Here is a 25,076-nt window from a genome sequence, read left to right as displayed (position 1 = left end):
TCGAATCGCAGGGTACTTGCCAAGGGTACAGACCGGGTGTCGGTCAAATGCGCCCATTCCTTCGATCCGGCTTGTCCGGTCTCCTCTAGCACCGGGGGCGATATCGCTCTGCGAAAACATATCGCCCGACCGCCGGGATCAGGCTGTCTGCATGACCGGCGTCGGCAGGCCAGTATCCTGTCCCCCGCTCGAAGGTGGGAGACAGGATCGCAGTCAGTGCGGCAAAGCTTCCGCGGCGCCCGAGAAGCCCTCAGCCGCCATTGGGGTAATGGGCTGCTTTTGCAGCAGCCCGTTCAGGGTTTCCAACGCCTTGTCGAGTTGCTGGTCCTGACCGTTGAAGGTCGCGACCGGCATGTTCTCGACGGCAATGTCGGGCTCCACGCCGTGGTTCTCGACAAGCCAATGGCCCTTCATGTCGAAATAGGGATGCTGTGCAGTCCGGGGCAGGCCGTTATCGGCCAGACGGTCGGAGTCTGAAAGCCATACGCCCGCTCCGGCTGTGCGCATGCCAATCAACGGCCCGATGCCGAGCGCCTTCACGCCTTGCGAGAAGGTCTCGCCATCCGAGTAGGTGAATTCATCGCACAGAACAACGATATGCCCCCTGAAGGCCTGTTGCATGTTGCCTTGCGATGCCTTGCCGTGGTCGGACCAGAACATCCAGACCTTGCGTAACAGCTGCGAAAGCACCCAGGAATCGATATTGCCACCCAGATTGCGACGAACATCGATAATCAGCCCGTCCTTATCGGTCTGGGCATAGAAATCGCGCGTGAACGCTGCAATATCATCCGGGCCCATGGCGCGCAGGTGCAGGTAGCCTATCCGCCCGTGGCTGTCCTTTTCGACACGCGTGGCGCGCTCGCTTTCCCAGGCACGCAGACGCAGACTCATCTCCTGCTTGGCGGACACAGGCGTGACGATGGTCTGGAACTGCCTGTCCTTGCGTTTGAGCGTCAGAAGCACCTGCTTGCCCGCCTGATTGGCGAGCAACGAAGACAGATCCGGCAGGTCGGCCAGGCTTTGACCGTTGAGGGAGACAATCAGATCACCCGGCTGCGCATCGACATCCGGTGCCGCCAGCGGCGCGCGATCCTGCGGAAGATCCGGGTTGCCCGTGTAGATGCGATCAATCAGAAAGCCGCCCGGCTGGCGTGTCAGATGGGCACCAAGGCCGGCAATCAGGGTTTCATTGTCGCGGGTTGTGGTTTCGGCAGGGCGAAGCTGCGAGTGAAGCGCATTGAGTTCACCCATCATCTGGCCGAGCAGATCGTCCAGATCCGAGCGGTCACCTATGCGGGCCAGAAGCGGCCGGTAGCGTTCGCGAATACTGTTCCAGTCCACGCCATGCAGTGCAGGGTCATAAAAATGGTCACGATGCAGACGCCACGCATCGGTGAACATGTCCTGCCATTCCGCACCGGGGTCGATGCGCAGTCGCAGGCCGTCGAGACTGACCTGTGACTCCGGCCCTCCAGCATCACCCAGCGTCGCGCCTGCCGGGACAAGCTGGATCTTGGGTCGCTGCTTTTCCTTGCCGGAGACCAGCATGAGTGTCTTGCCGTCCGGTGTCAGGCTGAAATCCCTGAGATCTGCTGCAAAGACCTTGGGCTTGATCTCGTCACGGGTCACCTTGACGGAATACAGCGTCATTCCGTCGTTCTTGGCTGTCAGGTCGTCCGGCTTTCTTGCCAGCAGGTAGAGATAGTCAGGTGCGATCTCGATCTGGCTGTAATCCGCCGCCGGGACGGGCAGTTGATACAGGCGTGCGGCCAGACCGTCGGGGTCGAAAACCGGGGTCTTGGCGTTCGACGGCGCGGCTGGCTTCTCGGGGGGCTTGGTCGGGGCTGCCGGTTCGAGTTCATTGTGCGGTGCAAAGGGGAAACGCGCGCTCTTGTGCAGGGCCAGCGCGAAAATTCCCGTACGAGGCCCGAACACGGGTGCGGGGTTGCGATCCCCCCAGGGGCTGCCATTGCTCAGCTTGAAAAGCCTGTCGGACAGGAACCACAGGAAGTGACCATCCGGGCTGAAGCGCGGCGCATAGGAATCGTAGTCCGGCGTCGTGGCCCAGAGCGTGACCCCTGTTTCGAGAGGATAAAGTGCGATCTGGCGCCGGACATTATCCCCCCGCGCCCGTGTAAAGGCCAGCGCCCGGCCATCATGGGACCAGACCACCGACTCATAATCGCTCTGCCCGTCGAGACGAGCATCGTCGATGAGTTTGTCGGTGCGTGTCGCAACGTCCAGAACATACAGATGCCCGGCAAGATCGGTATGAGCGATATGGGTGCCATCGGGCGACACCCAGAGCCCGGTAGGCTCGCTCTTGCTGGCATGGGTCAGGGCCGTGCCTTCTGCTCCTCCCGTGGCCGGAAATGCCCAGAGCTCGGATTCCCCGCCCTTGTCACTGAATGCATAAAGCGTCTTGCTGTCAGGGGAGAGGCTGGCATGACGCAACCGTGTGCTCGCTGCGGTTGCCAGCGTGATGCGTCTTTGCGGCCCCGCGCTGGCGAGCGCCACGTGACCACGCAGGGTCAGGGCGACCTGCTTGCCGTTGGGCGCGAGATCGATATCGGTCAGATAGGGGAAAGGATTATCAAGCCACTGAGGCCGCCGCGCCGCATTGTCACTGATAACATCAACGGGAATGAGCGTCTCGGCGCCGGTATCGAGGTCGAAGTGATAGAGATCGGCTCCGCGCTGATAAACCACATCGTGGCCGCTCAGGCTGGCCTGTCTGATGCCGAAATCATCATGTTGCGTGAGCGGATGGCCATCCGTGCCATCCAGCGCATAGCTCCAGAGATTGTCGCGGCCGCTCTGGTCGCTGATGACGATCAGCCGGTCTTTCCAGAGCATCGGGCGGCGCAGATTGACGTTTTGCGGCCCCAGACGTTCGGCTTCACCGCCGCCCTTGAGGCGATAGCGCCAAAGTTGCGCCACAGCCCCGCCGCGATACAGCCTGAGGTGATCATGGGAGACGGCCGTGCCGAAACGGACAAAATAAAGCCATTGTCCGTCAGCGCTCAGGGCAGCGTCATTGGCATCGGCCAGAGGGTAGGTGCGCTTCGTGCCGCTTACGGGAAGGATCGCGCTTACCACGCGGCTCAGTCCCGGGCCCGTCGCGGGAGCAGAACTGTAAAGAATACCCGCCTTTCTGTCCCAGCCAATGGGCATGACATTCTGGTTCTCGAAGGTGACGCGCCTGGCCGTCCCCCCTTCGACCGGCATGGCATAGATTTCCTGCGGGCCGTCATAATTGGCCAGAAAGGCGACCTGCTTGCCATCCGGTGAGAGAATGGGATGCGGATCCGTGCCGATTGGTGCGGTCAGGCGCGTTGCGTTGCCGCCCTGCAAAGGGGCGCTCCACACCGATTGCTCGTCATCGAAAACAAGGGTCGTGCCTGACAGCGCGGGATCACGCAGATAGCCGGGCGCAGCCTGAGCCGGAGGCGAGGCAAGGCCAAGCAGGGTCAGGCTGGCAATAGCGGTACTGGCGAGAAGGGAGGAGAGACGCATGAACACCTTCTGGAGCAACGAAATTCTGTGATGCGGGAGCGTGGCGCGGAAGCCTCACCTCGACGGGGTTGCAAATAGAAACTGTGAAGTGTCCCCAAACGCAAGCCTTATGGCCTGTATCCGGGTGCAGAGAAGGAACGGTACGGCGCAGGAAACGGCATCGGGAGGGGCCTCAGCTGGTAGCGGCGCGTAATCCGCTCCCCGCCGCCAGGGGGCACAAAGGCAGTGCCAGCGCCAGAAAGGCGCCAAGTATGCTCAGCTCCACCCTGTTGCTCTGACCATTGGCCGCCGCATCGGCGGCGGCTGCGCCAAAGATCAGCACAGGTGAGGCGAGGGGCAGGGTCAGAAGCGGCAGCAGGATGCTGCCACGGCGCGCGCCCAGCACGAGCCCCGCCGCCATTCCCCCCAGAAGCGAAAGCAGCGCCGTGCCCGGCACGAGCCCGGCAAGCAGTGGCAGGATATCGCCCGGCGTGCCCCCCAGCATGAGTGTAAGAGGGCCGGCCGCAACGAGCAGGGGCACGCCGGTTGTCAGCCAGTGCGCGATGATCTTGGCAAGCGCCACCAGCGAAGGGGGCAGGCCCAGAAGCAGGAGGTGATCGAGGCCGCCATCATCAAGTTCGGCACCAAAAAGCCGGTCGAGCGGCAACAGGCTGGCCAGCAGCGCGCAGACCCAGATAATGCCTGGGGCCATGCGGTGAAGCAGAACCGGCGATGGTCCAAGCGCCAGCGGAAAGAGGCTGGCACAGAGCACGAAGAAAAGAACAGCCGCGAGCGTGTCGGCCCCAAAGCGCACGGCAAGAGACAGGTCGCGCCGGATGAGGGAGAGGAAAGCGCTCACCAGCATGGGTCACTCCCCTGAAAAGCCGTGGGAGTGAGAGCGAGGGTCATGGCATCGGTCAGGGGCAGGGGAACATGGGTTGTGGCGATGATCATGCCACCCTGGGCACGATGCCGGGCCATCACATGCCCGAGTGTTTCGACGGCATGTGCATCCAGCCCGAGGCTCGGTTCATCCAGCAACCAGAGGGGCGCATGGCGCAGAAGGAGGCGGGCGAAAGCGCCGCGTCTTTTCTGGCCTGCCGAAAGAAGGCGCGTCGGCAGATCAGCCAGCGTTGTCAGGCCAAGGAGGTCGAGAGCCTGATCCAGCGCTGCACCCTCGTCCCCTTTTGTTGTTCGTGTCCCAAATAACCCGGCCTCAAGGCTCAGGTTCTGACGCAGGGTAAGGGCAGGCTTGAGCGCATCCTGATGGCCGAGATACGCGATATCCAGAGCCTGTGTCGGATCGAGCCTGTCGGCTGACCTTGTCTCGCCATTCCAGGTGACCTGACCACCCTGTGCGGGGCAGAGTCCGGCCAGAAAACGGAGCAGGGTCGATTTGCCCGCACCGTTCGGACCCGTGAGCAGGATAGCCTCACCTGGCGCGAGCGACAGGCTGAGTCCATCCAGCACCAGACGATCGCCGCGTATCACGGTTACGTCATGCAAACTGAGCCAGGGCGCTGGAGGCGAGGGAAAACCTGACATTGTGCGGAAATAACATCTTCCTGAGAGAGTTTTATTCGACTCTGTGCGAATAAGGGTCGAGACTGTATAGAAGGCTCAGCCCTTGAGGGCCAGTTGACAAGGCAGGAGGACAAGCCATGAGAACCGTTGGACGGGATTCCCTGGGCGTGATGCGGGATCTGGAGGTTGATGGCCGAAAGTACCACATCTTCTCCCTGCCAGAGGCGGCGGCCAAGCTGGGCAATCTGTCCCGCCTGCCGGTCAGCCTCAAGGTTCTTCTCGAGAACGTTCTGCGTTTCGAGGACGGGCTGAGCTATCGCACTGAAGATGCGCAGGCCATTGTCGACTGGACGGCAAAGGGCCATTCGGATCAGGAAGTGCCCTTCAAACCGGCGCGTATCCTCATGCAGGATTTCACCGGCGTTCCGGCCGTGGTCGATCTCGCTGCCATGCGCGACGGCATCATTGCCCTTGATGGCGACCCGGAGAAGGTGAACCCGCTGGTGCCGGTCGATCTCGTGATCGATCACTCGGTCATGGTGGATGTCGCGGGCAGCGCCGATGCGCTGGAACGCAATGTCGAGATCGAGTTCGAGCGCAATGGCGAGCGTTATGCCTTCCTGCGCTGGGGCCAAGGCGCATTCGAGAACTTCCGCGTTGTGCCGCCTGGTGCGGGCATCTGCCATCAGGTCAATCTCGAATATCTGGCGCAGGCCGTCTGGACCGGAAAGGTCGATGGCAAGGACTACGCCTATCCCGATACGCTTTATGGTACGGACAGCCACACCACCATGGTGAATGGTATGGGCGTGCTCGGCTGGGGTGTGGGCGGCATCGAGGCCGAGGCTGCCATGCTCGGCCAGCCTATTGCCATGCTGATCCCGGATGTGATTGGCGTGCGTCTTGAGGGCGTTCTGCCTGAGGGCGCGACCGCGACCGATCTCGTGCTGACGATCACCGAAATGCTGCGCGCCGAGGGCGTGGTTGGTAAGTTCGTTGAGTTCTTCGGTCCTGCCCTTGATCATCTGCCCGTGGCTGATCGCTCGACCATCGCCAATATGGCGCCCGAATATGGCGCAACCTGCGGGTTCTTCCCGGTCGATGCGCTGACGCTGGATTATCTGCACCAGACAGGACGCGACGAGCATCGCATCCGTCTCACCGAGGCCTATCTGCGCGCCCAGGGCATGTTCCGCGATGCCGATACGCCTGAGCCTGTGTTCTCGAAGGTTCTGTCGCTCGATCTTTCGACCATCATCCCCTCACTGGCTGGCCCGAAGCGTCCGCAGGATCGCGTTGCGCTGACCAATGCGACGGCGGCTTTCGAGGAAGCTTTGACCACCACGCTGGGCGTAAAGCCTGACGACGTGCGCAAGCGCGCCATCGTGGCCGGGTCGGATTACGATATCGGTCATGGCGATGTGGTGATTGCCGCTATCACGTCCTGCACCAATACCTCCAATCCGGCGGTTCTGGTGGCGGCGGGTCTGGTGGCACGCAAGGCCCGTGCGCTCGGTCTCAAGCCCAAGCCCTGGGTCAAGACCTCGCTGGCACCCGGCTCGCAGGTGGTGACGGATTATCTCGACAAGGCCGGGCTCAGCGCCGATCTCGACGCGCTCGGCTTCGAGACGGTCGGTTATGGCTGTACCACCTGTATCGGCAATTCAGGTCCCATCGCCCAGCCGATCGTGGATGCGATCGAAGGCAATGGTCTGGTGGCGACGTCGGTGCTTTCGGGTAACCGTAACTTCGAAGGGCGCATCTCGCCCAACGTGCGCGCCAACTACCTCGCCAGCCCGCCGCTTGTTGTGGCCTATGCCCTACTTGGCACCCTGCGCAAGGACATCACGAAAGAGCCTCTCGGCATTTCGAAAGATGGCAAGGAAATCTTCCTGCGCGATATCTGGCCGAGCAATGAAGAGATCGCAGCGCTCATCAAGTCCTCCGTCACGCGTGAGAGCTTTGTCGAGCGTTATGGCAGCATCTCGAAGGGCACGAAGCAGTGGCAGGCTCTGGCCGTAGCCAGCGACGCCCGTACCTTCGCGTGGTCGGACAGCTCGACCTATATCCAGAAGCCGCCCTATTTCGAAGGGCTGACCAAGGAACCGGGCGAGACGCATGACATCGAAAATGCGCGTATTCTTGCACTGCTGGGCGACAACATCACGACCGACCACATCTCACCGGCAGGCGCCATCAAGCCGTCTTCCCCGGCGGGCAAGTTCCTGAGCGAGCATCAGGTGGCGGTTGCGGATTACAATTCCTACGGGTCGCGCCGTGGCAATGACCGCGTGATGGTGCGTGGCACCTTTGCCAATATCCGTATCCGCAACGAGATGCTTCCGGGCGTCGAGGGCGGCATGTCGAAATACCTGCCTGATGGCACGGTGGCGTCGATCTATGACGTGGCGCATCGCTATCAGCAGGATGGCACGCCTCTGGTCGTGATTGGCGGGCGTGAATACGGCATGGGCTCCTCGCGTGACTGGGCTGCCAAGGGCACGAATCTGCTGGGCATCAAGGCCGTGATTGCAGAGAGCTTCGAGCGTATCCATCGTTCCAATCTCGTGGGCATGGGCGTTCTGCCTCTGACGTTCCGTGAGGGCACGACGCGCAAGACGCTGGGGCTGGATGGCACTGAAACGATCTCACTGGGTGGGCTCGAGTCCATTACCCCGCGTATGACCGTACCCATGACCATCACCCGCGCCAGCGGCGAGACCGAGCAGGTCGAACTTCTTTGCCGCATCGATACGCTTGATGAAGTCGCCTATTACAGGCATGGAGGGATTCTCCCTTATGTGCTGCGCGGGATGACCGAAACTGACTGATCACGCCGAGACCGTTCTCGACGCCAGAAACATCACCAAGAGCTTTGGGCGACATGTCGTGCTGCACGACATGTCGCTTCGCGTTAGGCGTGGTGACCTGATTTCCATCATCGGGCCTTCGGGCTGCGGGAAATCGACCTTTCTCCGCTGTCTCAATTTTCTTGAGATACCCGATTCCGGAACGATCCGGATACGGGATATCGAAATCGACACGGTCGCCGGTCAGGGTTGGAACCGCGCCCAGGAGCGTCGTGCCCATAAGCTGCGTGCCCATGTCGGCATGGTTTTCCAGTCGTTCAACCTGTTTCCCCATCGCACGGTTCTGGACAATGTCATGCTGGCGCCACGGGCGGTTAAAGGCATGGCAACTGGCGATATCGCGCCGCTGGCGCGTGGTCTGCTGGCGAAGGTCGGGCTCGATGGTCTGGCTGACCGTTATCCCTCGACACTGTCTGGCGGTCAGCAGCAGCGTGCGGCCATTGCCCGCGCCCTGGCCATGAAACCGGCCATCATGCTCTATGACGAGCCGACCTCTGCGCTGGACCCCGAACTGGCAGAAGAAGTTTTGCAGGTCATGCGCAAACTGGACGAGGAGGGCATGACCCAGATCGTCGTGACGCACGATATGCGCTTTGCCCGTGCGGCGTCGAACCGCGTGCTGTATGTCGAGGGGGGCCGCATCATCGAAAGCGGCGATCCTGAAGAAGTCTTTGCGGCTCCCGAAGATGCCAGAACGCGCCGCTTCCTGAGGTCACTGCTGTGATGGCCCGCATCGTGTCAGGGCGGGTTCTAGCCGGCGCTCTGATGGGGGTGATGCTTCTGATCGGTGGCCGTTCTGTCCATGCCCAGACATCTTCACTCCCGCCAGTGATAAGCAATACGGCTTCATCGTCGGTTCTGAACTGGGCCTCGGATGGTGAGGCCAATGTTCCCTATGTCTTTCACGACCCGGCGGACACGGATCGTCTTGAGGGATTCGAGTTCGACATGGTGCAGGAGATCGCCCGGCGCCTGAAGCGTACACCGCATTTCGTGCAGAACGATTGGGACGGCCTGATACCCGGCCTCCAGCGCGGCATGTATGACATGGTGGTCGACGGCATCGAGATGACGCCCGACCATGTGAAGGCGGCGCTCTTCTCACGGCCTTACTATGTGACCGGCGATCGCATCGTCGTGCGTCGCGACCGTCAGGACCTCGCCAGTTTCGCGGCCCTCAAGGGGCATGTGGTCGGAACGATCAAGGAGACGCTGGCCGAACGGCTGTTGCAGAACGAGCCGAGCATTACCACACGTTCTTACGAAGAGGAGACCTATGCCTTTTCGGACCTGCGCAACGGGCGTCTGGATGCGCTGCTGCTCGACGGACCCATCGCGCTTTTCTATGCCGGGGTGACCGATGATCTGGTGATCGTTGGCGAGCCGGTGGGGCAGACCCGCTATGGCATTGCCTTCAAGCCGGGCAATGTCGCGCTTCACGATTCTGTCGATCGTGTGTTGGGCGACATGATGAGCGACGGGACGCTTCAGACCATTCTGCGGCGCTGGAATCTTTGGGCGCCAGAGATGGCAGCCATGACCGGCGACCATACGGTGCGTGAGGTGCCTCCTGTCGCATGGCTGCGCTATCGTGACGCCATGCGCAGTCAGCTTGGCTGGGTGGGGCTGTTCCATCGTTATCTCGGATTTTTGCCCATTATCGGAAAGGCGGCCGTGCTGACCCTTGTGGTGTCGGCTCTTTCCATGATCCTTGCCGTCAGTCTGGGGCTCGTGCTTGCCTTGTGTCGCCACTACGGCGCACGCCCCCTGCAATGGCTGAGCGGACTTTACATCGAGGTTGTGCGCGGCACGCCCCTGCTTATTCAGGTGCTCTTCATCTTCTATGGTCTGCCGGGCATAGGCATCAAACTGTCGCCTTTCTTCGCGGGCGTTCTGGCCTTGGGCCTGAACTATGCGGCCTATGAAGCCGAAAATTATCGGGCTGGCCTCTCCTCTGTGCCACGCGGGCAAATGGAGGCGGCAATTGCGCTCAACATGACGCGCGCCAAGGCTGTTCGGCTGGTGATCGTGCCGCAGGCTTTCCGCACGGTCCTGCCGGTCATGACCAACGACTTCATTGCCCTGCTCAAGGATTCTTCGCTGGTGAGTGTGATCACACTGACCGAGCTGACAAAGACCTATATCCGGCTTTCATCGACCTATTACGACTATATCGGTACAGGGCTTCTGATCGGTGCGGCCTATCTGCTGCTCGGACTGCCTTTCGTCCGTTTTGCCCGCCATGTGGAACGCCGACTGGGGCAGAGCCTCACACGCTCGGGACACCACTGAGAAGTCTGTTACAAAACTTCTGAGTCCGATGCAGAGCCAAGCGCGTCCTTCGCAGCAGGATCGTGAGCAGTGGGCATGAGGATGGCGAGAAGCCGCAAGATATTGGTGACGATGTTCTGACGCAGCAGGCGCTGTGTGAGCAAAGTGCTGCGGCTTGCAGCGCGTGAGCCAGCCTGCCTTCACAGCCTGTCGATACGCTGAGCGAGCAGGAGGGACGCAGCCAGTGCCTAGAACATGTCGAAAAAGGACGGGCCGTTTCCCCTTCGACCTATTCGCGAAGGCCTTTCACGCTCATGAGATAGTGCGGTTCATCGGGATGGCGATCATGTATCACGCCAGATCAAGTCGTACGAGGCATTGAGTACAACGAGCGGAGTGAGTGTTCGCTGAAGCCGCTTCCGCCCCGCCAACGCATACGATCATGATGGTGATGTCAGGGGTCGTTCAGAGGGGAGGGAAGCGCCCACAGGAGCGCGCTTCCCGGCCGTTCGGCCCATCATAAACCGGCCCATGCGCCCATCCCGCCTAAGGGGCAGCAGGGTCTTTGGCCAGCGCAGCGTCAGGAACTGTACCGCTATAGTCAGTGGTCATGCCATGACGCATGACTGGGACCCATTCTGCAAACCAGCTATCGACGTGTCGTACAAATTCGAGCGCGTCCGGTGCCCGGTTGATGAGACGTTTGTCCCAATAGGGGAGCGGGGCCCGCAGAACCACTGTGCCGGGGCGGGTCGGCGAGAGAAGGAGCGTTACGTTGGTGGAGCCCTTCGTGCTCTCACCGGCGCCGCTACTGTTGAGCCAGCTCGCAACAACGAACAGGGACGACATGGGAAAGCCCAACGTCGTCAGGCGTTTGAAGGCGAGCTGGATCAGTGGATCTGTGGATAAGATGCCGCTTGGCCCCAGATAGGCCGCCGTAAGATAAGCACATTCAGTCTTGCCATCAGGATGATCAGCCAGGATGGTGGAATGGTAGTTCCTGTCATCGTGACAGTGATTATAGGCATCCTCGATGATCTCGCGTGGCAGTTCCTGATTGGTCGTATTGGCAATCAGGACCCCTGTGACGATACCGCGATCGGTTCGCACGAGAACGTTGAGCGACATCATGCCGTTCAGCCCGTATTGGCCGCTCAGCACTGGGTGCCACACCCCGGCAGGCAAAGGCAGGCTATGGCCGCCAAACGGGATGGCGCCCGTAATGGCCGTCGCAATATCAGGTGTCACGAAGCGCTCGGGGTCGTTCAGGTCGGGACCTGCGCTGCCAGTGCTGTTGCCGCGCGTCTCGTCTGTTCCAGGGGGGGCATCAGGGTCTGACGGCGTCTTGCTGCCAAAAGAGGGCAGGTGACGGGTCAGAGCGTGCAGCCACCCGGTATGTTGCGAGACGAACGGTGTAGGAAAGATCAGGCCCAGCACCAGAAACAGGAATGTCGTGTAGAGAAAAAAGCGCCACGCAGGGGCACGGCGCCACAGGCGCGACGATGCAGACATCAGGAAATCAGACCAGAGATATCAAGGCGTAAGACGGGCATTGAGGGCTTGTTTCTCTTCAGCGATTTCAGCCACCACGCCGTTATCTGTCATGACCAGACGCACAAGCTTGGCGCCGTTCTGACGGGCGAGGATGAGACTTTCACTAACCATATCCTCAATCGATCTGACAAGATCACGTGCCGAGGCACCCGTTCCGAGCTTCTGCTGCCTTTGAAGCAACTGGAACAGAAGATGGGCGTCGATGCCGCCCGCTTCCACGTTAAGGCCGTATCCCTTGATCATGGCCTCGATTTCGAGAGCCGCGACACGGGCCAGATCGAGGCCGTGGAGACGACGGAAGACGAATATGCGGTCGAGGCGATTGAGAACCTCGGGGGCAAAGCCGGCCTTGCGCAGGGCTTCGGTGGACTCGGCACGCATCCGCTCGGCGTCGTCATGCAACCTGTCAGCGATCTCCGTGAGCTCTTCAGTCGCAATGTTCGACGTCAGCATGAAGATCGCACGCGTTGTCGAGATCTGTGCCCCTGTGGAGGCCTCGGTCACATGACCATCATTCCAGGCAGTGAGAAACTTCTTGAAGACGTCCGGATGGGCTTTCTCGATTTCATCGAGCAGCACGACCGCATCGGGTTTTTCCTGCAACCCCCCGGTGAGTTTGCCGAAGCTGTCTGACCCGACATAGCCCTTCGGGGAGCCAAACAGCTGCGTGGCTGCATGGGGGCTGGACATCTGGGTCATGTCAAAATGCAGTAGGGGGCGCTCCATCTGGCGCGCGATCTGCTTGGCAAGATAGGTCTTGCCTGTTCCGGGAGGGCCGGCCATCAGGAAGATACCGACCGGTTTGTTGCGCACATGCAGGGCAAGGCGCCGGCGAAGCTGCTGGGCAATATCCTCGCAAACCTGGTCTTGTCCGATAACACGGGCGCGCAGCGCTGCGGCAAGCTCCTCGGCGTCAATCGTTGTCTCGCGCTGTTCCTGCGCCATGAGGGCTTCAAGCATGTCGCGGTTGGTCAGTCTCGCCAGTGAGTCCATAAGAATACCTCTCCTTCTGCGAAGGCCTTTTCGGATCAGCTTTTCGGAATGTGTTTCAAAGAGAAGGCCGCTCAGTACCGCGATCGCCGAAATCCCGGCCAGAGGAAGGTAGGCCTCGCGCGCCCAGGAGAAAAAGCGCACGAACATACCCCCTGAGAGATGCAGGGCTACGGCAGCCTGAATGCTCGCCAGAAGCAGGAAGATAACCATCATGACAGGCATGAGACGGTTCAGGGCAGGAAGCAGGGCTTTCATTGCGCGATGACGTCCAGGGTAACCAGCTCCGAGGAGCTCAGTGTGGGGAGGTTATACATCCCGTAGACAGTCAACACGCTGGCGGCAAGCGTGTTGCCCGCAAGCATATGGATGGGTGAAATCGTCACTTCGCCGGCATGGTAAATCGGAATGGTGACGGCCTTGAGCGCAGGGCTCAGAGTGACGATCTGGGAGAACCCTCCCGTGTCGATCCTGACACTTGTTCCTGCCTTGCCGTCGATTTCAGCGATAGGCATCTGAACGAGCGAAATGTCCCGTCTCTTGTAAGCTGCAAGAATACGCGCCTGATCCTGGGCACTGTAGTTCGAATGGGCCAGTGCGAGCGCCGCTCGGCCTTCTGGAATCATGGGCAGGTCGGCCCCCATATGCGACGCCGTAGCAGGGGTTTGTGTTCCAGTGGGCGCCGCTGCAGATTCGGCAGTCGTCTGGTTCGTGCCCGAGTGACCAGAATGGGAAGGGTCAGCACCGAACTGATGCACCACCGCAAGGCCTGACAGAGCGAGCGCAGCGACAATAATGCAACCGCCAAGGCGCGAGATTCCTCGTCCCTTATGCGCAGCATCATCAGGGCGCATTTCCATCAATTGCGGGGCGGGATGCTCTTCATTGCTCATGTCCCGTAACGATGGCAGGGCCCGTCATTCCCTCGCAACCGTTACGGTAGTCCAATAATGTAAGCGTATGTAACGTTCGTGACTCGTCCGTTTCCTTCCGCGAGTCTTGCATCAACGGCCATCTTGGCCTAAATAGACCGTATTCCTTTCATCTTTCGTCTTATCGGGGGGTGGCCTTGACGGGCCGCCTTTTTTGTCTTGGCCAATGAAATTCCCAGCCTGAACGGTCTTGAAGCGCGTATCGCGCAGCAGATCGAGCCGACACTGACCGATCTCGGTTACGAGCTCGTGCGCCTGAGCGTGCTGGGCCGCGAGACGCCGACCATCCAGATCATGGCTGATCGCGCCGATGGGTCCCTTATCGGAATCGAGGATTGTGAGCAGATCAGCCACGCTGTCGGCGCCGTGCTGGATGTGGATGATCCGATCCCTGGCGCATGGACGCTTGAGGTTTCCTCTGCCGGAATCGATCGCCCGCTGACGCGCCTGAAGGACTGGGACCGTTTTGCGGGTCATCTGGTCAAGGCTGAGCTCGATCTGCCGCTCAATGGCCGCAAGCGTTTTTCGGGTATCATCACCGGAACGCGCGACGGTGCAGCCGTGATTCGTCTGGATGATGGCGAGGAAGCCGTTCTGCCCATCGACACGATCCGCAAGGCCCGTCTTGTGCTGACCGATGCGCTGATCGAGGCAAGTGCCGCGATGCTGGGCATTGCATCGGAGGATGAAGGGGCAGAAGAAGAGGAAGCACCGCGTCGCAAGACGCCGAAGCTTAATCCTGCCAAGCCGGGCAAGGGATCGCGGCCCGGACGAAAGACACACTGAAGTTAGCGTTACTGGGTTTTCCGCCTTTCCCGTTTCTGATGGTCCGCGCCGCACCGGCGCGCCGCATTTGAGGATTTCGTCTGATGGACACCTCCGTTACCCGTCCTGAGCTGCTTCTGGTGGCAGACGCTGTTTCGCGTGAAAAGAACATCGATCGTGAAGAAGTGCTGGAGGCGATGGAGCAGGCCATCCAGAAGGCCGGGCGCGCCAAGTACGGCCACGAAAAGGATATCCGCGCGACGATCGATCGCCGCTCCGGTGAGGTTCGTCTGTCACGCTGGACCGAAGTGGTCGAGACCGTGGAAAACGAGGACACCCAGATTCCTCTTGCTATTGCGGTGAAGTTCCAGCCTGAGATCAAGCTGGGCGAGCATCTGGTCGACCCGCTGCCGCCCATCGATTTCGGCCGTATCGCTGCCCAGACCGCCAAGCAGGTTATCGTGCAGCGTGTTCGCGAATATGAGCGCAAGAAGCAGTATAACGAGTTCAAGGATCGCGTGGGCGAGATCGTCAACGGCACGGTCAAGCGCACGGAATACGGCAACCTTATGGTCGAGATCGGTCATACGGAAGCGCTGCTCCGTCGTGACGAACTGATCCCCCGCGAGTCGTTCCGCAATTCCGATCGCGTGCGCGCCTACATCTATGACGTGCGTGACGAAACGCGTGGCCCGCAGATCTTCCTGAGCCGCACCCATCCTGCTTTCCTTGCCAAGCTGTTTGCGCAGGAAGTGCCGGAAATCTATGACGGCATCATCGAGATCAAGGCCGTGGCCCGTGATCCGGGATCGCGCGCCAAGATGGCCGTTGTCTCCAAGGATGCATCCATCGACCCGGTTGGTGCCTGCGTTGGTATGCGCGGCTCACGCGTTCAGGCTGTGGTGGCCGAGCTGCAGGGCGAGAAGATCGACATCATCCCCTGGAGCCCTCAGGCCGCAACCTTTGTGGTGAATGCTCTGGCTCCCGCAGAAGTGACCAAGGTGGTCATGGATGAGGAAGCCGGTCGCGTGGAAGTTGTCGTGCCGAACGAGCAGCTTTCGCTTGCCATCGGTCGTCGTGGTCAGAACGTGCGTCTGGCAAGCCAGCTTACACGCTGGGACATCGACATTCTGACCGAGGCTGAAGAATCCGAGCGTCGTCAGGAAGAATTCCGCAAGCGTACCCAGCTCTTCGTCGATGCGCTCGATGTCGATGACGTGATTGCTGGCCTGCTGGTGACCGAAGGTTTCCACACCATCGAAGAGCTGGCTTATGCCGATCCGGATGAGCTGCATGCCATCGAAGGCTTCGATGAGAGTGTGGCTGAAGAGTTGATGCGCCGTGCCGAGGAATTCCTTGTGCAGAAGGAGCAGGAGCTGGACGACAAGCGTCGGGGTCTTGGCGTTGAGGATTCGATTGCCGAGCTTGGCGTGTTTACCAACGCCAAGCTGGTGACGCTGGGTGAGAAGGGTGTGAAATCACTCGATGATCTGGCCGATCTTGCGGGCGATGAGCTTGTCGAAATGCTCGGCAGTGACAATATAGATGAAGACGCTGCCAATGAGATCATCATGGCAGCCCGTGCCCACTGGTTTGATGGTGAGCAGGCAGAAGCGGCCCCCGAGGAAGGGGAGGCTTCCGACGTCTGAGATCCAGCAAACGCAGGCACCGAGTCCCGACTCCGATATCGAGCTTGACCCGATCGAACTTGATGACGAGAAGGGGCCGCAGCGGCGCTGCATCGTGTCCCGCGAGAGCGGGAACCCTGAAGTCATGCTGCGTTTTGTCATCGCGCCCGATGGGACGGTCGTTCCCGATCTGGCGGCCAAGCTGCCGGGGCGGGGAATCTGGTTGAGTGCCAGACGGGATGTGCTAGAAACCGCGCGGACGCGTCACCTGTTCTCTCGGGCAGCGCGTCAGCCGGTAAAGGTGCCTGAAGATATTGCGCAGGTACTGGTTTCAGGAATAGAAGCGCGGCTGGTGCAGGGCCTTGGGCTCGCGCGTCGGGCCGGGCAGGCTCTCTGTGGGTTTGTTAAGTGTCGCGAATGGATTGCTGCCGGAAAAGCCGGCTTGGTGATCCAGGGATCGGGCGGAAGCCCGGATGAGTTGCGGCGTCTGATATCGGGAAACAGCAAGCTTCCGGTACTGACGTTACCGGCCCAGATGCTCGCGACGGCATTCGGGCGGGAACATGCGGTCTATGTTGTGATAGCGCCCGGTGCGCTGGCACAGCGTCTGATGGCTGAGCATGAACGATTTTTGGGGCTGACCGATGGGTTGGTTCCTGAGCCGCGCAACGGGCGGCTCGGACGGGAACAGGCAGGTATATGAGCGAAGGCAACGAACGGAACCAGGGCACTCAGGCTCAGGGCGGTCAGACAGATGGCCAGAATGTCCAGGATCAGGGCGCCCAGGCTCAGGGTGACCAGGGTAAGGGACGTCTGTCCCTGCGTCCGGGCGGGCGCACGGAAGTCGGGCGGACAGTGGACGCGGGCTCTGTGCGTCAGAGCTTCAGTCACGGCCGCTCCAAGGTGGTGCAGGTTGAGGTGCGCAAGAAGCGCGAGACCAATGAACGCAAGGACGGTCGCGGTGCCGCCGGTGGCCGTGGTGGCCGTGCCGGTGCAGGACGCGCACTGACTCCCGCGGAACTCGCCATCCGACAGCGCGTGCTCGAAGAGCAGCGCAAGGAAGCAGCACGCGAGGCGGCGCGTCTCGAAGAAGAGAAGATCCGTATCCTCTCCGCAGCCGAAGAGGCCAAGCGAGAGGAAGAGGCACGTGCCGAGGCAGCAGCCCGCGAGGTCGAAGCCCAGCGTGAAGCTGAAGAGCATGGCCGCCAGATGGCAGCTGCCGCTGAAGATCAGGCCAAGCAGGAAGCCCTTGAGGAGCAGCGCAAGGCGCGCGCCGCCGAGCGCGAGCGCGAGGAAGCCGCACGCCGTGCGCCGCTTGAGGCAACGGAGACGGCCCGCCGTACCGGTGGCGTGCAGCTTGCCGCCCCTATGGAGCGCCTGCGCCCGCTGGCCGAGCGCGCCGTCATGGCCCCGCGTCCTGTAACGCCCAAGCCCGCTCCTGCGGCGGCCGGTGCTGCAGCCGCAGCACCTCGCAATGAAACACTGCATCTGCGTCGCGGTGGCGCTGGTGGCGAAACCGAGGACGATCGTCGCGCTGGTCCGCGCCGTGCCCCGGCCGCGCCGCCGCGCCGTGGTGCGCCAGCTGCGCCCAAGAAGAGCGGTGATTCGCGTCGTTCGGGCCGTATCGACGTTCGTGCAGCCATTGAAGGTGATGACGACAAGACGCGTTCGCTCGCTTCGGTTCGTCGTCAGCGTGACCGCGAGCGCCGTCAGGCTGAGCTTGAGCGTCTCCGCGCCGATCAGGTCCGCGTGGTGCGTGACGTGATCCTGCCGGAATCCATTACGGTGGCCGAGCTCGCCAACCGTATGGCGCTGCGTCAGGCCGAAGTCGTCAAGGCGCTCATGAAGATGGGTGTGATGGCCACGGCCACGCAGCTGATCGACGCCGATACGGCCGAACTGGTCATCAGCGAATTCGGCCATCGTGTCCGTCGCGTTGCCGAGAGCGACGTGGAACTGGGCATCGAAGGTGTGGAAGATCGCGAGGAAGACCTCGTGACACGCGCTCCGGTCGTGACCGTCATGGGCCATGTCGACCACGGCAAGACCTCGCTGCTCGATGCGCTGCGCACAACCGACGTCGCCGCGGGCGAGGCCGGTGGCATTACCCAGCATATCGGCGCCTATCAGGTGACAGTGCCCAGCGGCGCGAAAATCACCTTCGTTGACACCCCGGGCCATGAGGCCTTCACCTCGATGCGCGCCCGTGGTGCTTCGGTCACCGACGTGGTTGTGCTGGTTGTGGCCGCAGATGACGGTGTGATGCCGCAGACGATCGAGGCCATCAAGCATGCCAAGGCTGCTGATGCGCCGATCATTGTGGCGATCAACAAGATGGACAAGCCGGGTGCAAATCCTGACCGCGTGCGTCAGGCCCTGCTGAGCCACGAAATCGTGGTGGAAGCTCTCGGCGGTGACGTGCAGGATGTCGAGGTTTCGGCGCTCAAGCGTACGGGTCTGGACAAGCTGGAAGAGGCCATTCTGCTCCAGGCAGAAGTACTCGACCTGAAGGCGAATCCGAACCGCGTGGCTGAAGGCTCGGTCATCGAAAGCCGTCTGGATCGCGGTCGCGGTCCGGTGGCAACGGTTCTGGTGCAGAAGGGCACACTCAATCGCTCCGACATCGTCGTGGCGGGTGCCGAGTGGGGTCGTGTTCGTGCCATGCTGGATGACAAGGGACGCCAGCTCAAGGAAGCCGGTCCGTCCATGCCGGTCGAACTTCTGGGTATCACGGGTGTTCCCGGTGCCGGCGAGCCCTTCGTGGTCGTCGAGAACGAGAACCGTGCCCGCGAGATCTGCGAGTTCCGTCAGCGCAAGCAGAAGGACAAGATGGCAGCCGGTCGTGCCGCAGCCCGCGGTACGCTTGACCAGATGCTGGCCCGTATCCAGGCGGGTGAGCAGAAGGAAGTGGCTCTGCTCATCAAGGCAGACGTGCAGGGCTCTGCCGAGGCTATCGAGGCTTCGGTGCTCAAGCTCGAGCATGAAGAAGTTCGTATCCGCGTGCTGAACGCCTCTGTCGGTCAGATCACCGAGAGCGACATCCAGCTGGCCAAGGCATCGAATGCCATCATCGTGGCCTTCAATGTCCGCGCCACCACGCAGGCTCGTGAAATGGCCCAGCGTGAGGATGTGGATATCCGCTACTACTCGATCATCTATCAGGTGACCGACGATGTGGAGCAGCTGGTCAAGGGCAAGGTTGCGCCCAAGCATCGCGAGAAGTTCCTCGGTTACGCCGAGATCCGTCAGGTCTTCAACATCACGAAGGTCGGCAAGGTCGCGGGTTGCTATGTCACCGAGGGCGTGGTCAAGCGTGGCTGTGGCGTGCGTCTGCTGCGTGACAACGTGGTGATCCATGAAGGCGAACTGAGCCAGCTCAAGCGCTTCAAGGATGACGTCAAGGAAGTGGCTCGCAACTATGAGTGCGGTCTCTCCTTCGCTGGCTACAACGACCTGCGCGAAGGCGACATGGTTGAGTGCTACGAGATGGAAGTGATCCCTGCATGAGGGGTTCGCGTTCCAAGGTGCCGGGCTTTTCAGGGCCCGGCGACGCCGGTGGCCCTTCACAGCGTCAGCTGAGAATGTCCGAAGAGGTCCGTCGTGTTCTTTCGGATCTCTTCGCCCGCACCGAGTTCCGTGATCCGGAACTTTCGGGCGTGCATGTGACGGTCACTGAAGTGCGTATCTCCCCCGATTTTCGCCACGCCACGGCTTTTGTCAGCCGTCTGGGGCGTAGCGATATCGAGGAAGTGCTGCCTGCGCTCAAGCGCGTGGCGCCGTTCCTGCGTACAGGACTTTCCAAGACCCTGCGCTCGCGCATCGTGCCGGAAATTCATTTCCAGCCCGATACCGCGCTCGAACATGCGATGGAAATGGATGCGCTGATGCGCACACCGGAAGTCCGTCGCGATCTTGATTCCGAAGACTGAGTGGAGCGACCCGTCATGGGACGCAAAAAAGGGCAGGATATCGACGGCTGGCTGGTCGTCGACAAGAGCCTGAAAGTCGGTTCGACCGATGTGGTGAACAAGGCACGCCGCCTGTTCGATGCCAAAAAGGCTGGACATGGCGGCACGCTGGACCCCTTGGCGACGGGCATTCTGCCGGTTGCTTTTGGTCAGGCTACCAAGACGATCCCCTATATCATGGATGCCACCAAGCGTTATCGCTTCACGCTGTTCCTTGGTGAGTCGCGCACAACCGATGACCGCGAGGGCGAGGTCGTGCTGACAAGCGAGCATCGCCCCAGTGATGCCGAACTGCGCGCGGCTCTTCCCGCGCTCATCGGTGATATCATGCAGGTGCCGCCGGTCTATTCGGCGCTCAAGGTGGATGGCGAGCGATCCTATGACCTCGCACGGGCCGGGCGACCGCCCGATCTGCCGCCCAGGCCTGCGCGCGTTGACTCCATCACGCTTATCGACCGTCCTGATCGTGACCATGCCGTGTTCGAGGTTCAGTCGGGCAAGGGCGTGTATATGCGCAGCCTTGCACGTGACATCGCTCTGGCCTGCGGGACAGTCGGGCATATTGCCGTATTGCGCAGGACCAAATGCGGCCCGTTTGACGAGACCCATGCGATAACACTGGACAAGCTGGTTCAAAATGACGACAAGGCCGATGCACTTTCAGCGCTTCTGCGCCCGGTCTCGACCGCGCTGGCCGACATCCCGGCTCTGGCCGTGACCGACGCAGAAGCACAGGCCTTGCGCTTTGGACAGAGTCTTTCTCTGGCCGATTGCGCCGCTCTGATGCTGACACCGCAGGAGGGTGACGTCCTGCAGGCCCAGGAGGGGGGGTGTCTTGTCGGTTTGTGCCGTGTCCAGGAGGGCCGTCTCAAGCCGATACGGATATTCGAGTCGTTTAAATACGGAGACAGAGATGTCGATTACAGCTGAACGCCGCACGGCGCTGATCGAAGAATTCAAGACCAACCCGACCGACACCGGGTCGCCGGAAGTGCAGGTTGCACTGCTGAGCGAGCGTATCGTCAACCTGACGGGCCATCTGCAGACGCACAAGAAGGACTTCCACTCACGTCGTGGTCTTCTGATGCTCGTTGGCCAGCGTCGTGGCCTGCTTGACTATCTCAAGCGCAAGGATCAGGGCCGCTACCAGACCCTTATCGAGCGTCTCGGCCTGCGCCGCTAATATGCTCGGGCGGAGGGTCATGCCTCCGCCGCCTCCCGTCGTCATTCCGGCGGCGGGATACCAGGCTTCGTCACTGAACGTTGAAGCTGGAGACAGAACCGGCCTTCGGCGTTTCAGGCCACATGGTGACATGCCGGTCCGATCCCGGCCTTTCTTGCCATGCCGTCCGAAACGCTGCCAGCCAGTCAGGGCCCGTTCCCTTCAGATCACCGCAACCGGTGCCAAAGCCCCCTAATCAGGACAGAATGATGTTCAACTACTTCCGCAAGGAAATCGACTGGGCCGGACGCCCGCTCGTTCTGGAAACCGGCAAGATTGCCCGTCAGGCTGATGGTGCGGTTGTCGCCACCTATGGCGATACGGTTGTGCTCTGCACCGCCGTTGGCGCCAAGTCGGTCAAGCCGGGCCAGGACTTCTTCCCGATGACCGTCAACTATCAGGAAAAGGCCTATGCAGCTGGCCGTATTCCTGGTGGCTTCTTCAAGCGTGAGGGCCGTCCGTCCGAGAGCGAGACCCTGATCTCGCGTCTGATCGACCGTCCGATCCGCCCGCTCTTCCCTGAGAACTTCCGCAATGAAGTGCAGGTCACGGCGACCGTTCTCAGCCATGACATGGAAAATGACCCCGCCCTGGTTGCGCTGATCGGCTGCTCGGCCGCGCTCACCCTTTCGGGTATTCCCTTCTATGGTCCGGTTGGCGTGGCGCGCGTGGCCCGCATCAATGACCAGCTTGTCATCAACCCGACCATTGCGGAGATGAAGGAGAGCGCGCTCGATCTCGTCGTCGCCGGGACGAGCGAAGGCGTGCTGATGGTTGAATCCGAAGCTTCCGAGCTTTCGGAAGAGATCATGCTCGAAGCCGTGACCGCTGGCCATGCAGCCTTCCAGCCCGTGATCGATGCGATCATCGATCTGGCCGAGCACGCCGCCAAGCAGCCCTGGGACCTCGAAGGCCCCACCAAGGAGCAGATCGCCCTGCGCAAGCGCGTGGAGAAGATCGGCACCAAGCTGATGGCCGATGCCTATAAGGAAAAGGCCAAGCAGGCACGCTACGAGAAGATCGCGACAGCCAAGGCGCGCATCATCGAAGGCCTGACCGAGGAAGGTCTGGACGTCGATATGGCCAAGCCGATGCTCAAGGAGCTTGAGGCCCAGGTCGTTCGCGGCGCCATCCTGAAGACCGGCATCCGTATCGATGGTCGCGACACCAAGACGGTGCGCCCGATCGTGTCCGAAGTCGGCATCCTGCCGCGCGCCCATGGCTCCTCGCTCTTCACGCGCGGTGAGACGCAGGCTCTGGTCGTTGCCACGCTGGGCACCACCCAGGACGAGCAGATCATCGACGCCCTTGAAGGCGAGTACCGCTCGAACTTCATGCTGCACTACAACTTCCCGCCCTATTCGGTTGGTGAGTGCGGTCGCATGGGAAGCCCGGGTCGTCGCGAGATCGGCCATGGCAAGCTGGCATGGCGTGCCCTGCATCCGCTCCTGCCTGGCAAGGACCGCTTCCCCTACACGGTGCGTATCGTTTCCGAAATCACCGAGAGCAACGGGTCGTCCTCGATGGCCACCGTTTGCGGTTCCTCGCTGGCGCTGATGGATGCCGGCGTGCCCTTGCCGCGCCCCGTTGCCGGTATCGCCATGGGCCTGATCAAGGAAGATCGTGGCTACGCCGTGCTGTCCGACATCCTGGGTGACGAAGATCACCTTGGTGACATGGACTTCAAGGTGGCCGGTACCGAATCCGGTATCACTGCGCTGCAGATGGATATCAAGATCACCTCGATCACGCCTGAAATCATGAAGGTGGCGCTCGAGCAGGCCCGTGACGGTCGTATCCACATCCTCGGCGAGATGGCCAAGGCGATCGATGAAGGTCGTGAGGGGGTCTCGCGCAATGCGCCGAAGATCACCACCATGAACATCGCCAAGGAGAAGATCCGCGATGTGATCGGTTCGGGTGGCAAGGTCATTCGTGAGATCGTCGAGTTCTCGGGTGCCAAGGTTGATATCAACGACGAAGGTGTCATCACCATCGCTGCCTCGAATGACGAGCAGGCCCAGAAGGCCATCTCGCGCATCGAAGGTATCGTGGCTGAGCCGGAAATCGGCCGTATCTACGATGGCAAGGTCGTCAAGACCGCCGATTTCGGTGCCTTCGTGAACTTCCTCGGGCCGCGCGACGGTCTGGTGCATATCTCCGAGCTGACCGATGGTCGCGTTGCCAAGACCACCGATGTCGTGAAGCAGGGCGATGCCGTGAAGGTGAAGGTTGTCGGTTTTGACGACCGCGGCAAGGTCAAGCTGTCGATGCGCGTTGTCGATCAGCAGACCGGCGCCGATATCTCGGAGAGCGTCGGTGCAAAGGCTGCTCGTCCGACCAGGCAGCGTGACGCTGACTGATCTCCCGTTTCAGGAGGAGGGCCATGAATGGGCCTCCTCCCTCGGAGTACAACACAGATTATGATGTCGATTGATACCGTCCGCATGGCTGGCCGGGAGGTTCTCCCCCTCGTTGAGGGTGGCAAGGGCGTCTCGGTTTCGACCGGTATATCAGCAGGCCACTGGGCTGCTGCTGGTGGCGTGGGCACTGTCTCTGCCGTCAATGCCGACAGCTATGATGCAGATGGCAACCGTATCCTCCAGATCTATTCGGGCCGTACGCGCCGTGAGCGTCATGAGGAACTGATCCGCTACGCGATCGAGGGCGGTATCACCCAGGTTCGCATTGCCCGCGAAATTGCAGGCAGCAAGGGCATGATCAACGCCAATCTCCTGTGGGAGATGGGCGGTGCCGAGCAGGTGATCGAGGGCATCCTCGAGGGTGCCCCCGGGATGATCGACGGGCTGACCTGCGGCGCAGGCATGCCGTATCGTCTGTCGGAAATTGCCGCACGTCACAAGGTGCATTATTATCCGATCGTCTCCTCGGCGCGCGCTTTCAACGCGCTGTGGAAGCGTTCGTATAGCAAGACATCCGAATTGCTGGGCGGCGTGGTTTATGAGGATCCCTGGCGGGCGGGCGGCCATAACGGGCTGTCGAACACCGAGAACCCGCTCAAGCCGGAAGACCCCTATCCTCGCGTTGCCGCGCTGCGCAAGTCCATGAACCAGTTCGGTCTCGAGACCGTGCCGATCATCATGGCCGGCGGTGTCTGGTGGCTCGAGGAATGGGCGCACTGGTTCAATAATCCCGAGATCGGCCCGATCGTATTCCAGTTCGGCACACGCCCGTTGCTGACACAGGAGAGCCCTATCCCTGATGCATGGAAGCGCCGCCTGCGCCGCCTGCATGAAGGCGATGTGTATCTCAATCGCTTCTCACCCACGGGCTTTTACTCATCGGCTGTGAACAACAGCTTCATGCAAAACCTGCGTGGGCGTTCCGAACGTCAGGTGGCCTATAGCAGCGAACCTGTGGGCGAGCATGATACCGCTCACGGGATCGGCGCGCGCAAGCGCGAGGTCTGGATGACTGCAACGGATCGCGAGCATGTTCTGGCGTGGGAAGCTGCGGGCTATACCGAGGCCATGCGTACGCCGGATTCGACACTCGTTTTCGTCACGCCTGAGGAAAGCCGCGTGATCGTGGCCGATCAGGTGGCCTGCATGGGCTGTCTTTCGGAATGTCGCTTCTCCAACTGGAGCCAGCGCGGCCCGAACTATACCAACGGGGCGAAGTCCGATCCGCGTTCCTTCTGCATCCAGAAGAGCCTGCAGGACATTGCTCATGCCGATGACAGCATGGGGATCGAGGCCGCCGACCTGTTGGTCGATCATAACCTGATGTTTGGTGGGACGAACGCATGGCGTTTCGGTTCCGATCCGTTCTATGCTGATGGCTTCACGCCGACAGTCGGTCAGCTTGTCGAACAGATCATGACGGGGCGCTGA

At 61.1% G+C, this 25,076-nt stretch carries 17 protein-coding genes and 2 pseudogenes; 13 read left to right on the top strand and 6 right to left on the bottom strand.

Features of this window, described 5'->3' with window-relative positions:
* Positions 1–213: 213 nt before the first annotated feature.
* The 3 genes from ED655_RS12595 to ccmA form a co-directional block, all read right to left on the bottom strand.
* Positions 214–3,519, bottom strand: a complete 3,306-nt coding sequence (locus ED655_RS12595) for a S41 family peptidase (protein WP_122050455.1) — start codon at positions 3,517–3,519, stop codon at positions 214–216.
* Positions 3,520–3,691: 172 nt separating this feature from the next.
* Positions 3,692–4,363, bottom strand: coding sequence for a heme exporter protein CcmB (gene ccmB, locus ED655_RS12590; RefSeq protein WP_122050454.1), 672 nt, complete (start codon positions 4,361–4,363; stop codon positions 3,692–3,694).
* Positions 4,354–5,043 carry a heme ABC exporter ATP-binding protein CcmA gene (gene ccmA, locus ED655_RS12585; protein ID WP_122050453.1) on the bottom strand — a complete coding sequence of 230 codons (690 nt, stop codon included), beginning with the start codon at positions 5,041–5,043 and terminating at the stop codon, positions 4,354–4,356. The genes ccmB and ccmA overlap by 10 nt, the downstream gene beginning before the upstream one ends.
* A 116-nt stretch (positions 5,044–5,159) precedes the next feature.
* Here ccmA and acnA point away from each other — a divergent pair, with 116 nt between their 5' ends.
* The 3 genes from acnA to ED655_RS12570 all read left to right on the top strand — a co-directional run bounded on the left by acnA (position 5,160) and on the right by ED655_RS12570 (position 10,184).
* Positions 5,160–7,853 carry an aconitate hydratase AcnA gene (acnA, locus tag ED655_RS12580; RefSeq protein WP_122050452.1) on the top strand — a complete coding sequence of 898 codons (2,694 nt, stop codon included), beginning with the start codon at positions 5,160–5,162 and terminating at the stop codon, positions 7,851–7,853.
* 70 nt (positions 7,854–7,923) lie between these two features.
* Positions 7,924–8,616, top strand: coding sequence for an amino acid ABC transporter ATP-binding protein (locus ED655_RS12575; RefSeq protein ID WP_122050451.1), 693 nt, complete (start codon positions 7,924–7,926; stop codon positions 8,614–8,616).
* A 50-nt stretch (positions 8,617–8,666) separates the two neighbouring features.
* A complete protein-coding gene (locus tag ED655_RS12570) occupies positions 8,667–10,184 on the top strand; it encodes an ABC transporter substrate-binding protein/permease (protein WP_408735679.1) in 1,518 nt (505 codons plus the stop codon).
* A 525-nt stretch (positions 10,185–10,709) separates the two neighbouring features.
* On the opposite strand, the gene ED655_RS12565 is transcribed toward ED655_RS12570, so the two are convergent.
* Genes ED655_RS12565 through ED655_RS12555 form a run of 3 tightly spaced genes read right to left on the bottom strand, consistent with a single transcriptional unit; the run spans position 10,710 to position 13,600 of the window.
* A complete protein-coding gene (locus ED655_RS12565) occupies positions 10,710–11,675 on the bottom strand; it encodes a hypothetical protein (protein WP_122050450.1) in 966 nt (321 codons plus the stop codon).
* 21 nt (positions 11,676–11,696) lie between these two features.
* The gene (locus tag ED655_RS12560; protein ID WP_122050449.1) at positions 11,697–12,965 is read right to left on the bottom strand and encodes an AAA family ATPase; all 1,269 of its coding nucleotides are present in this window, start codon (positions 12,963–12,965) and stop codon (positions 11,697–11,699) included.
* Entirely contained in the window at positions 12,962–13,600 is a 639-nt protein-coding gene (locus ED655_RS12555) for a hypothetical protein (protein WP_122050448.1), read from the bottom strand. The genes ED655_RS12560 and ED655_RS12555 overlap by 4 nt, the downstream gene beginning before the upstream one ends.
* Positions 13,601–13,798: 198 nt before the next feature.
* Between ED655_RS12555 and rimP the strand changes: the two genes are divergently transcribed.
* The 10 genes and pseudogenes from rimP to ED655_RS12510 all read left to right on the top strand — a co-directional run bounded on the left by rimP (position 13,799) and on the right by ED655_RS12510 (position 25,076).
* Positions 13,799–14,425: a ribosome maturation factor RimP gene (gene rimP / locus ED655_RS12550; protein ID WP_122039726.1), complete on the top strand. Its 627-nt coding sequence runs from the start codon at positions 13,799–13,801 to the stop codon at positions 14,423–14,425.
* A gap of 83 nt (positions 14,426–14,508) precedes the next feature.
* Positions 14,509–16,053 carry a transcription termination factor NusA gene (gene nusA / locus ED655_RS12545; RefSeq protein WP_122050447.1) on the top strand — a complete coding sequence of 515 codons (1,545 nt, stop codon included), beginning with the start codon at positions 14,509–14,511 and terminating at the stop codon, positions 16,051–16,053.
* Between the two features lie 37 nt (positions 16,054–16,090).
* A complete protein-coding gene (locus ED655_RS12540) occupies positions 16,091–16,735 on the top strand; it encodes an RNA-binding protein (RefSeq protein ID WP_408735678.1) in 645 nt (214 codons plus the stop codon).
* Positions 16,732–17,170 (top strand): annotated as a pseudogene (locus ED655_RS16135) (translation initiation factor IF-2 associated domain-containing protein); the annotation flags it as partial. The gene ED655_RS12540 and the pseudogene ED655_RS16135, both read left to right, overlap by 4 nt.
* A gap of 206 nt (positions 17,171–17,376) precedes the next feature.
* Positions 17,377–19,539 (top strand): annotated as a pseudogene (infB, locus tag ED655_RS12535) (translation initiation factor IF-2); the annotation flags it as partial.
* Positions 19,536–19,961, top strand: a complete 426-nt coding sequence (gene rbfA, locus ED655_RS12530; RefSeq protein WP_122039729.1) for a 30S ribosome-binding factor RbfA — start codon at positions 19,536–19,538, stop codon at positions 19,959–19,961. The pseudogene infB and the gene rbfA, both read left to right, overlap by 4 nt.
* A 15-nt stretch (positions 19,962–19,976) precedes the next feature.
* On the top strand, positions 19,977–20,930 hold the full coding sequence (truB, locus tag ED655_RS12525; protein WP_122050444.1) for a tRNA pseudouridine(55) synthase TruB: 954 nt from the start codon (positions 19,977–19,979) through the stop codon (positions 20,928–20,930).
* Positions 20,914–21,183 (top strand): 30S ribosomal protein S15, encoded by a 270-nt coding sequence (gene rpsO / locus ED655_RS12520; RefSeq protein ID WP_023979579.1) that lies wholly within the window; start codon positions 20,914–20,916, stop codon positions 21,181–21,183. The genes truB and rpsO overlap by 17 nt, the downstream gene beginning before the upstream one ends.
* A 248-nt stretch (positions 21,184–21,431) precedes the next feature.
* Positions 21,432–23,585: a polyribonucleotide nucleotidyltransferase gene (gene pnp / locus ED655_RS12515; RefSeq protein WP_062165066.1), complete on the top strand. Its 2,154-nt coding sequence runs from the start codon at positions 21,432–21,434 to the stop codon at positions 23,583–23,585.
* A 60-nt stretch (positions 23,586–23,645) separates the two neighbouring features.
* Positions 23,646–25,076 carry an NAD(P)H-dependent flavin oxidoreductase gene (locus ED655_RS12510; RefSeq protein WP_122050443.1) on the top strand — a complete coding sequence of 477 codons (1,431 nt, stop codon included), beginning with the start codon at positions 23,646–23,648 and terminating at the stop codon, positions 25,074–25,076.

This window comes from Asaia bogorensis (assembly GCF_900465345.1).
Classification (GTDB): Bacteria; Pseudomonadota; Alphaproteobacteria; order Acetobacterales; family Acetobacteraceae; genus Asaia; species Asaia bogorensis_A.
This window is presented reverse-complemented; position numbering and strand designations above follow the sequence as displayed.

Excerpts from the sequence above, each read along its gene's own strand:
- nusA (WP_122050447.1), top strand. The coding sequence starts at position 14,509 with ATGGACACCTCCGTTACCCGTCCTGAGCTGCTTCTGGTGGCAGACGCT.
- acnA (WP_122050452.1), top strand. The coding sequence starts at position 5,160 with ATGAGAACCGTTGGACGGGATTCCCTGGGCGTGATGCGGGATCTGGAG.
- ED655_RS12560 (WP_122050449.1), bottom strand. The coding sequence starts at position 12,965 with ATGAAAGCCCTGCTTCCTGCCCTGAACCGTCTCATGCCTGTCATGATG.
- truB (WP_122050444.1), top strand. The coding sequence starts at position 19,977 with ATGGGACGCAAAAAAGGGCAGGATATCGACGGCTGGCTGGTCGTCGAC.
- ED655_RS12555 (WP_122050448.1), bottom strand. The coding sequence starts at position 13,600 with ATGAGCAATGAAGAGCATCCCGCCCCGCAATTGATGGAAATGCGCCCT.
- rpsO (WP_023979579.1), top strand. The coding sequence starts at position 20,914 with ATGTCGATTACAGCTGAACGCCGCACGGCGCTGATCGAAGAATTCAAG.
- ED655_RS12510 (WP_122050443.1), top strand. The coding sequence starts at position 23,646 with ATGATGTCGATTGATACCGTCCGCATGGCTGGCCGGGAGGTTCTCCCC.
- pnp (WP_062165066.1), top strand. The coding sequence starts at position 21,432 with ATGTTCAACTACTTCCGCAAGGAAATCGACTGGGCCGGACGCCCGCTC.
- ED655_RS12570 (WP_408735679.1), top strand. The coding sequence starts at position 8,667 with ATGCTTCTGATCGGTGGCCGTTCTGTCCATGCCCAGACATCTTCACTC.
- ccmB (WP_122050454.1), bottom strand. The coding sequence starts at position 4,363 with ATGCTGGTGAGCGCTTTCCTCTCCCTCATCCGGCGCGACCTGTCTCTT.
- ED655_RS12595 (WP_122050455.1), bottom strand. The coding sequence starts at position 3,519 with ATGCGTCTCTCCTCCCTTCTCGCCAGTACCGCTATTGCCAGCCTGACC.
- ccmA (WP_122050453.1), bottom strand. The coding sequence starts at position 5,043 with ATGTCAGGTTTTCCCTCGCCTCCAGCGCCCTGGCTCAGTTTGCATGAC.
- ED655_RS12565 (WP_122050450.1), bottom strand. The coding sequence starts at position 11,675 with ATGTCTGCATCGTCGCGCCTGTGGCGCCGTGCCCCTGCGTGGCGCTTT.
- rbfA (WP_122039729.1), top strand. The coding sequence starts at position 19,536 with ATGAGGGGTTCGCGTTCCAAGGTGCCGGGCTTTTCAGGGCCCGGCGAC.
- ED655_RS12575 (WP_122050451.1), top strand. The coding sequence starts at position 7,924 with ATGTCGCTTCGCGTTAGGCGTGGTGACCTGATTTCCATCATCGGGCCT.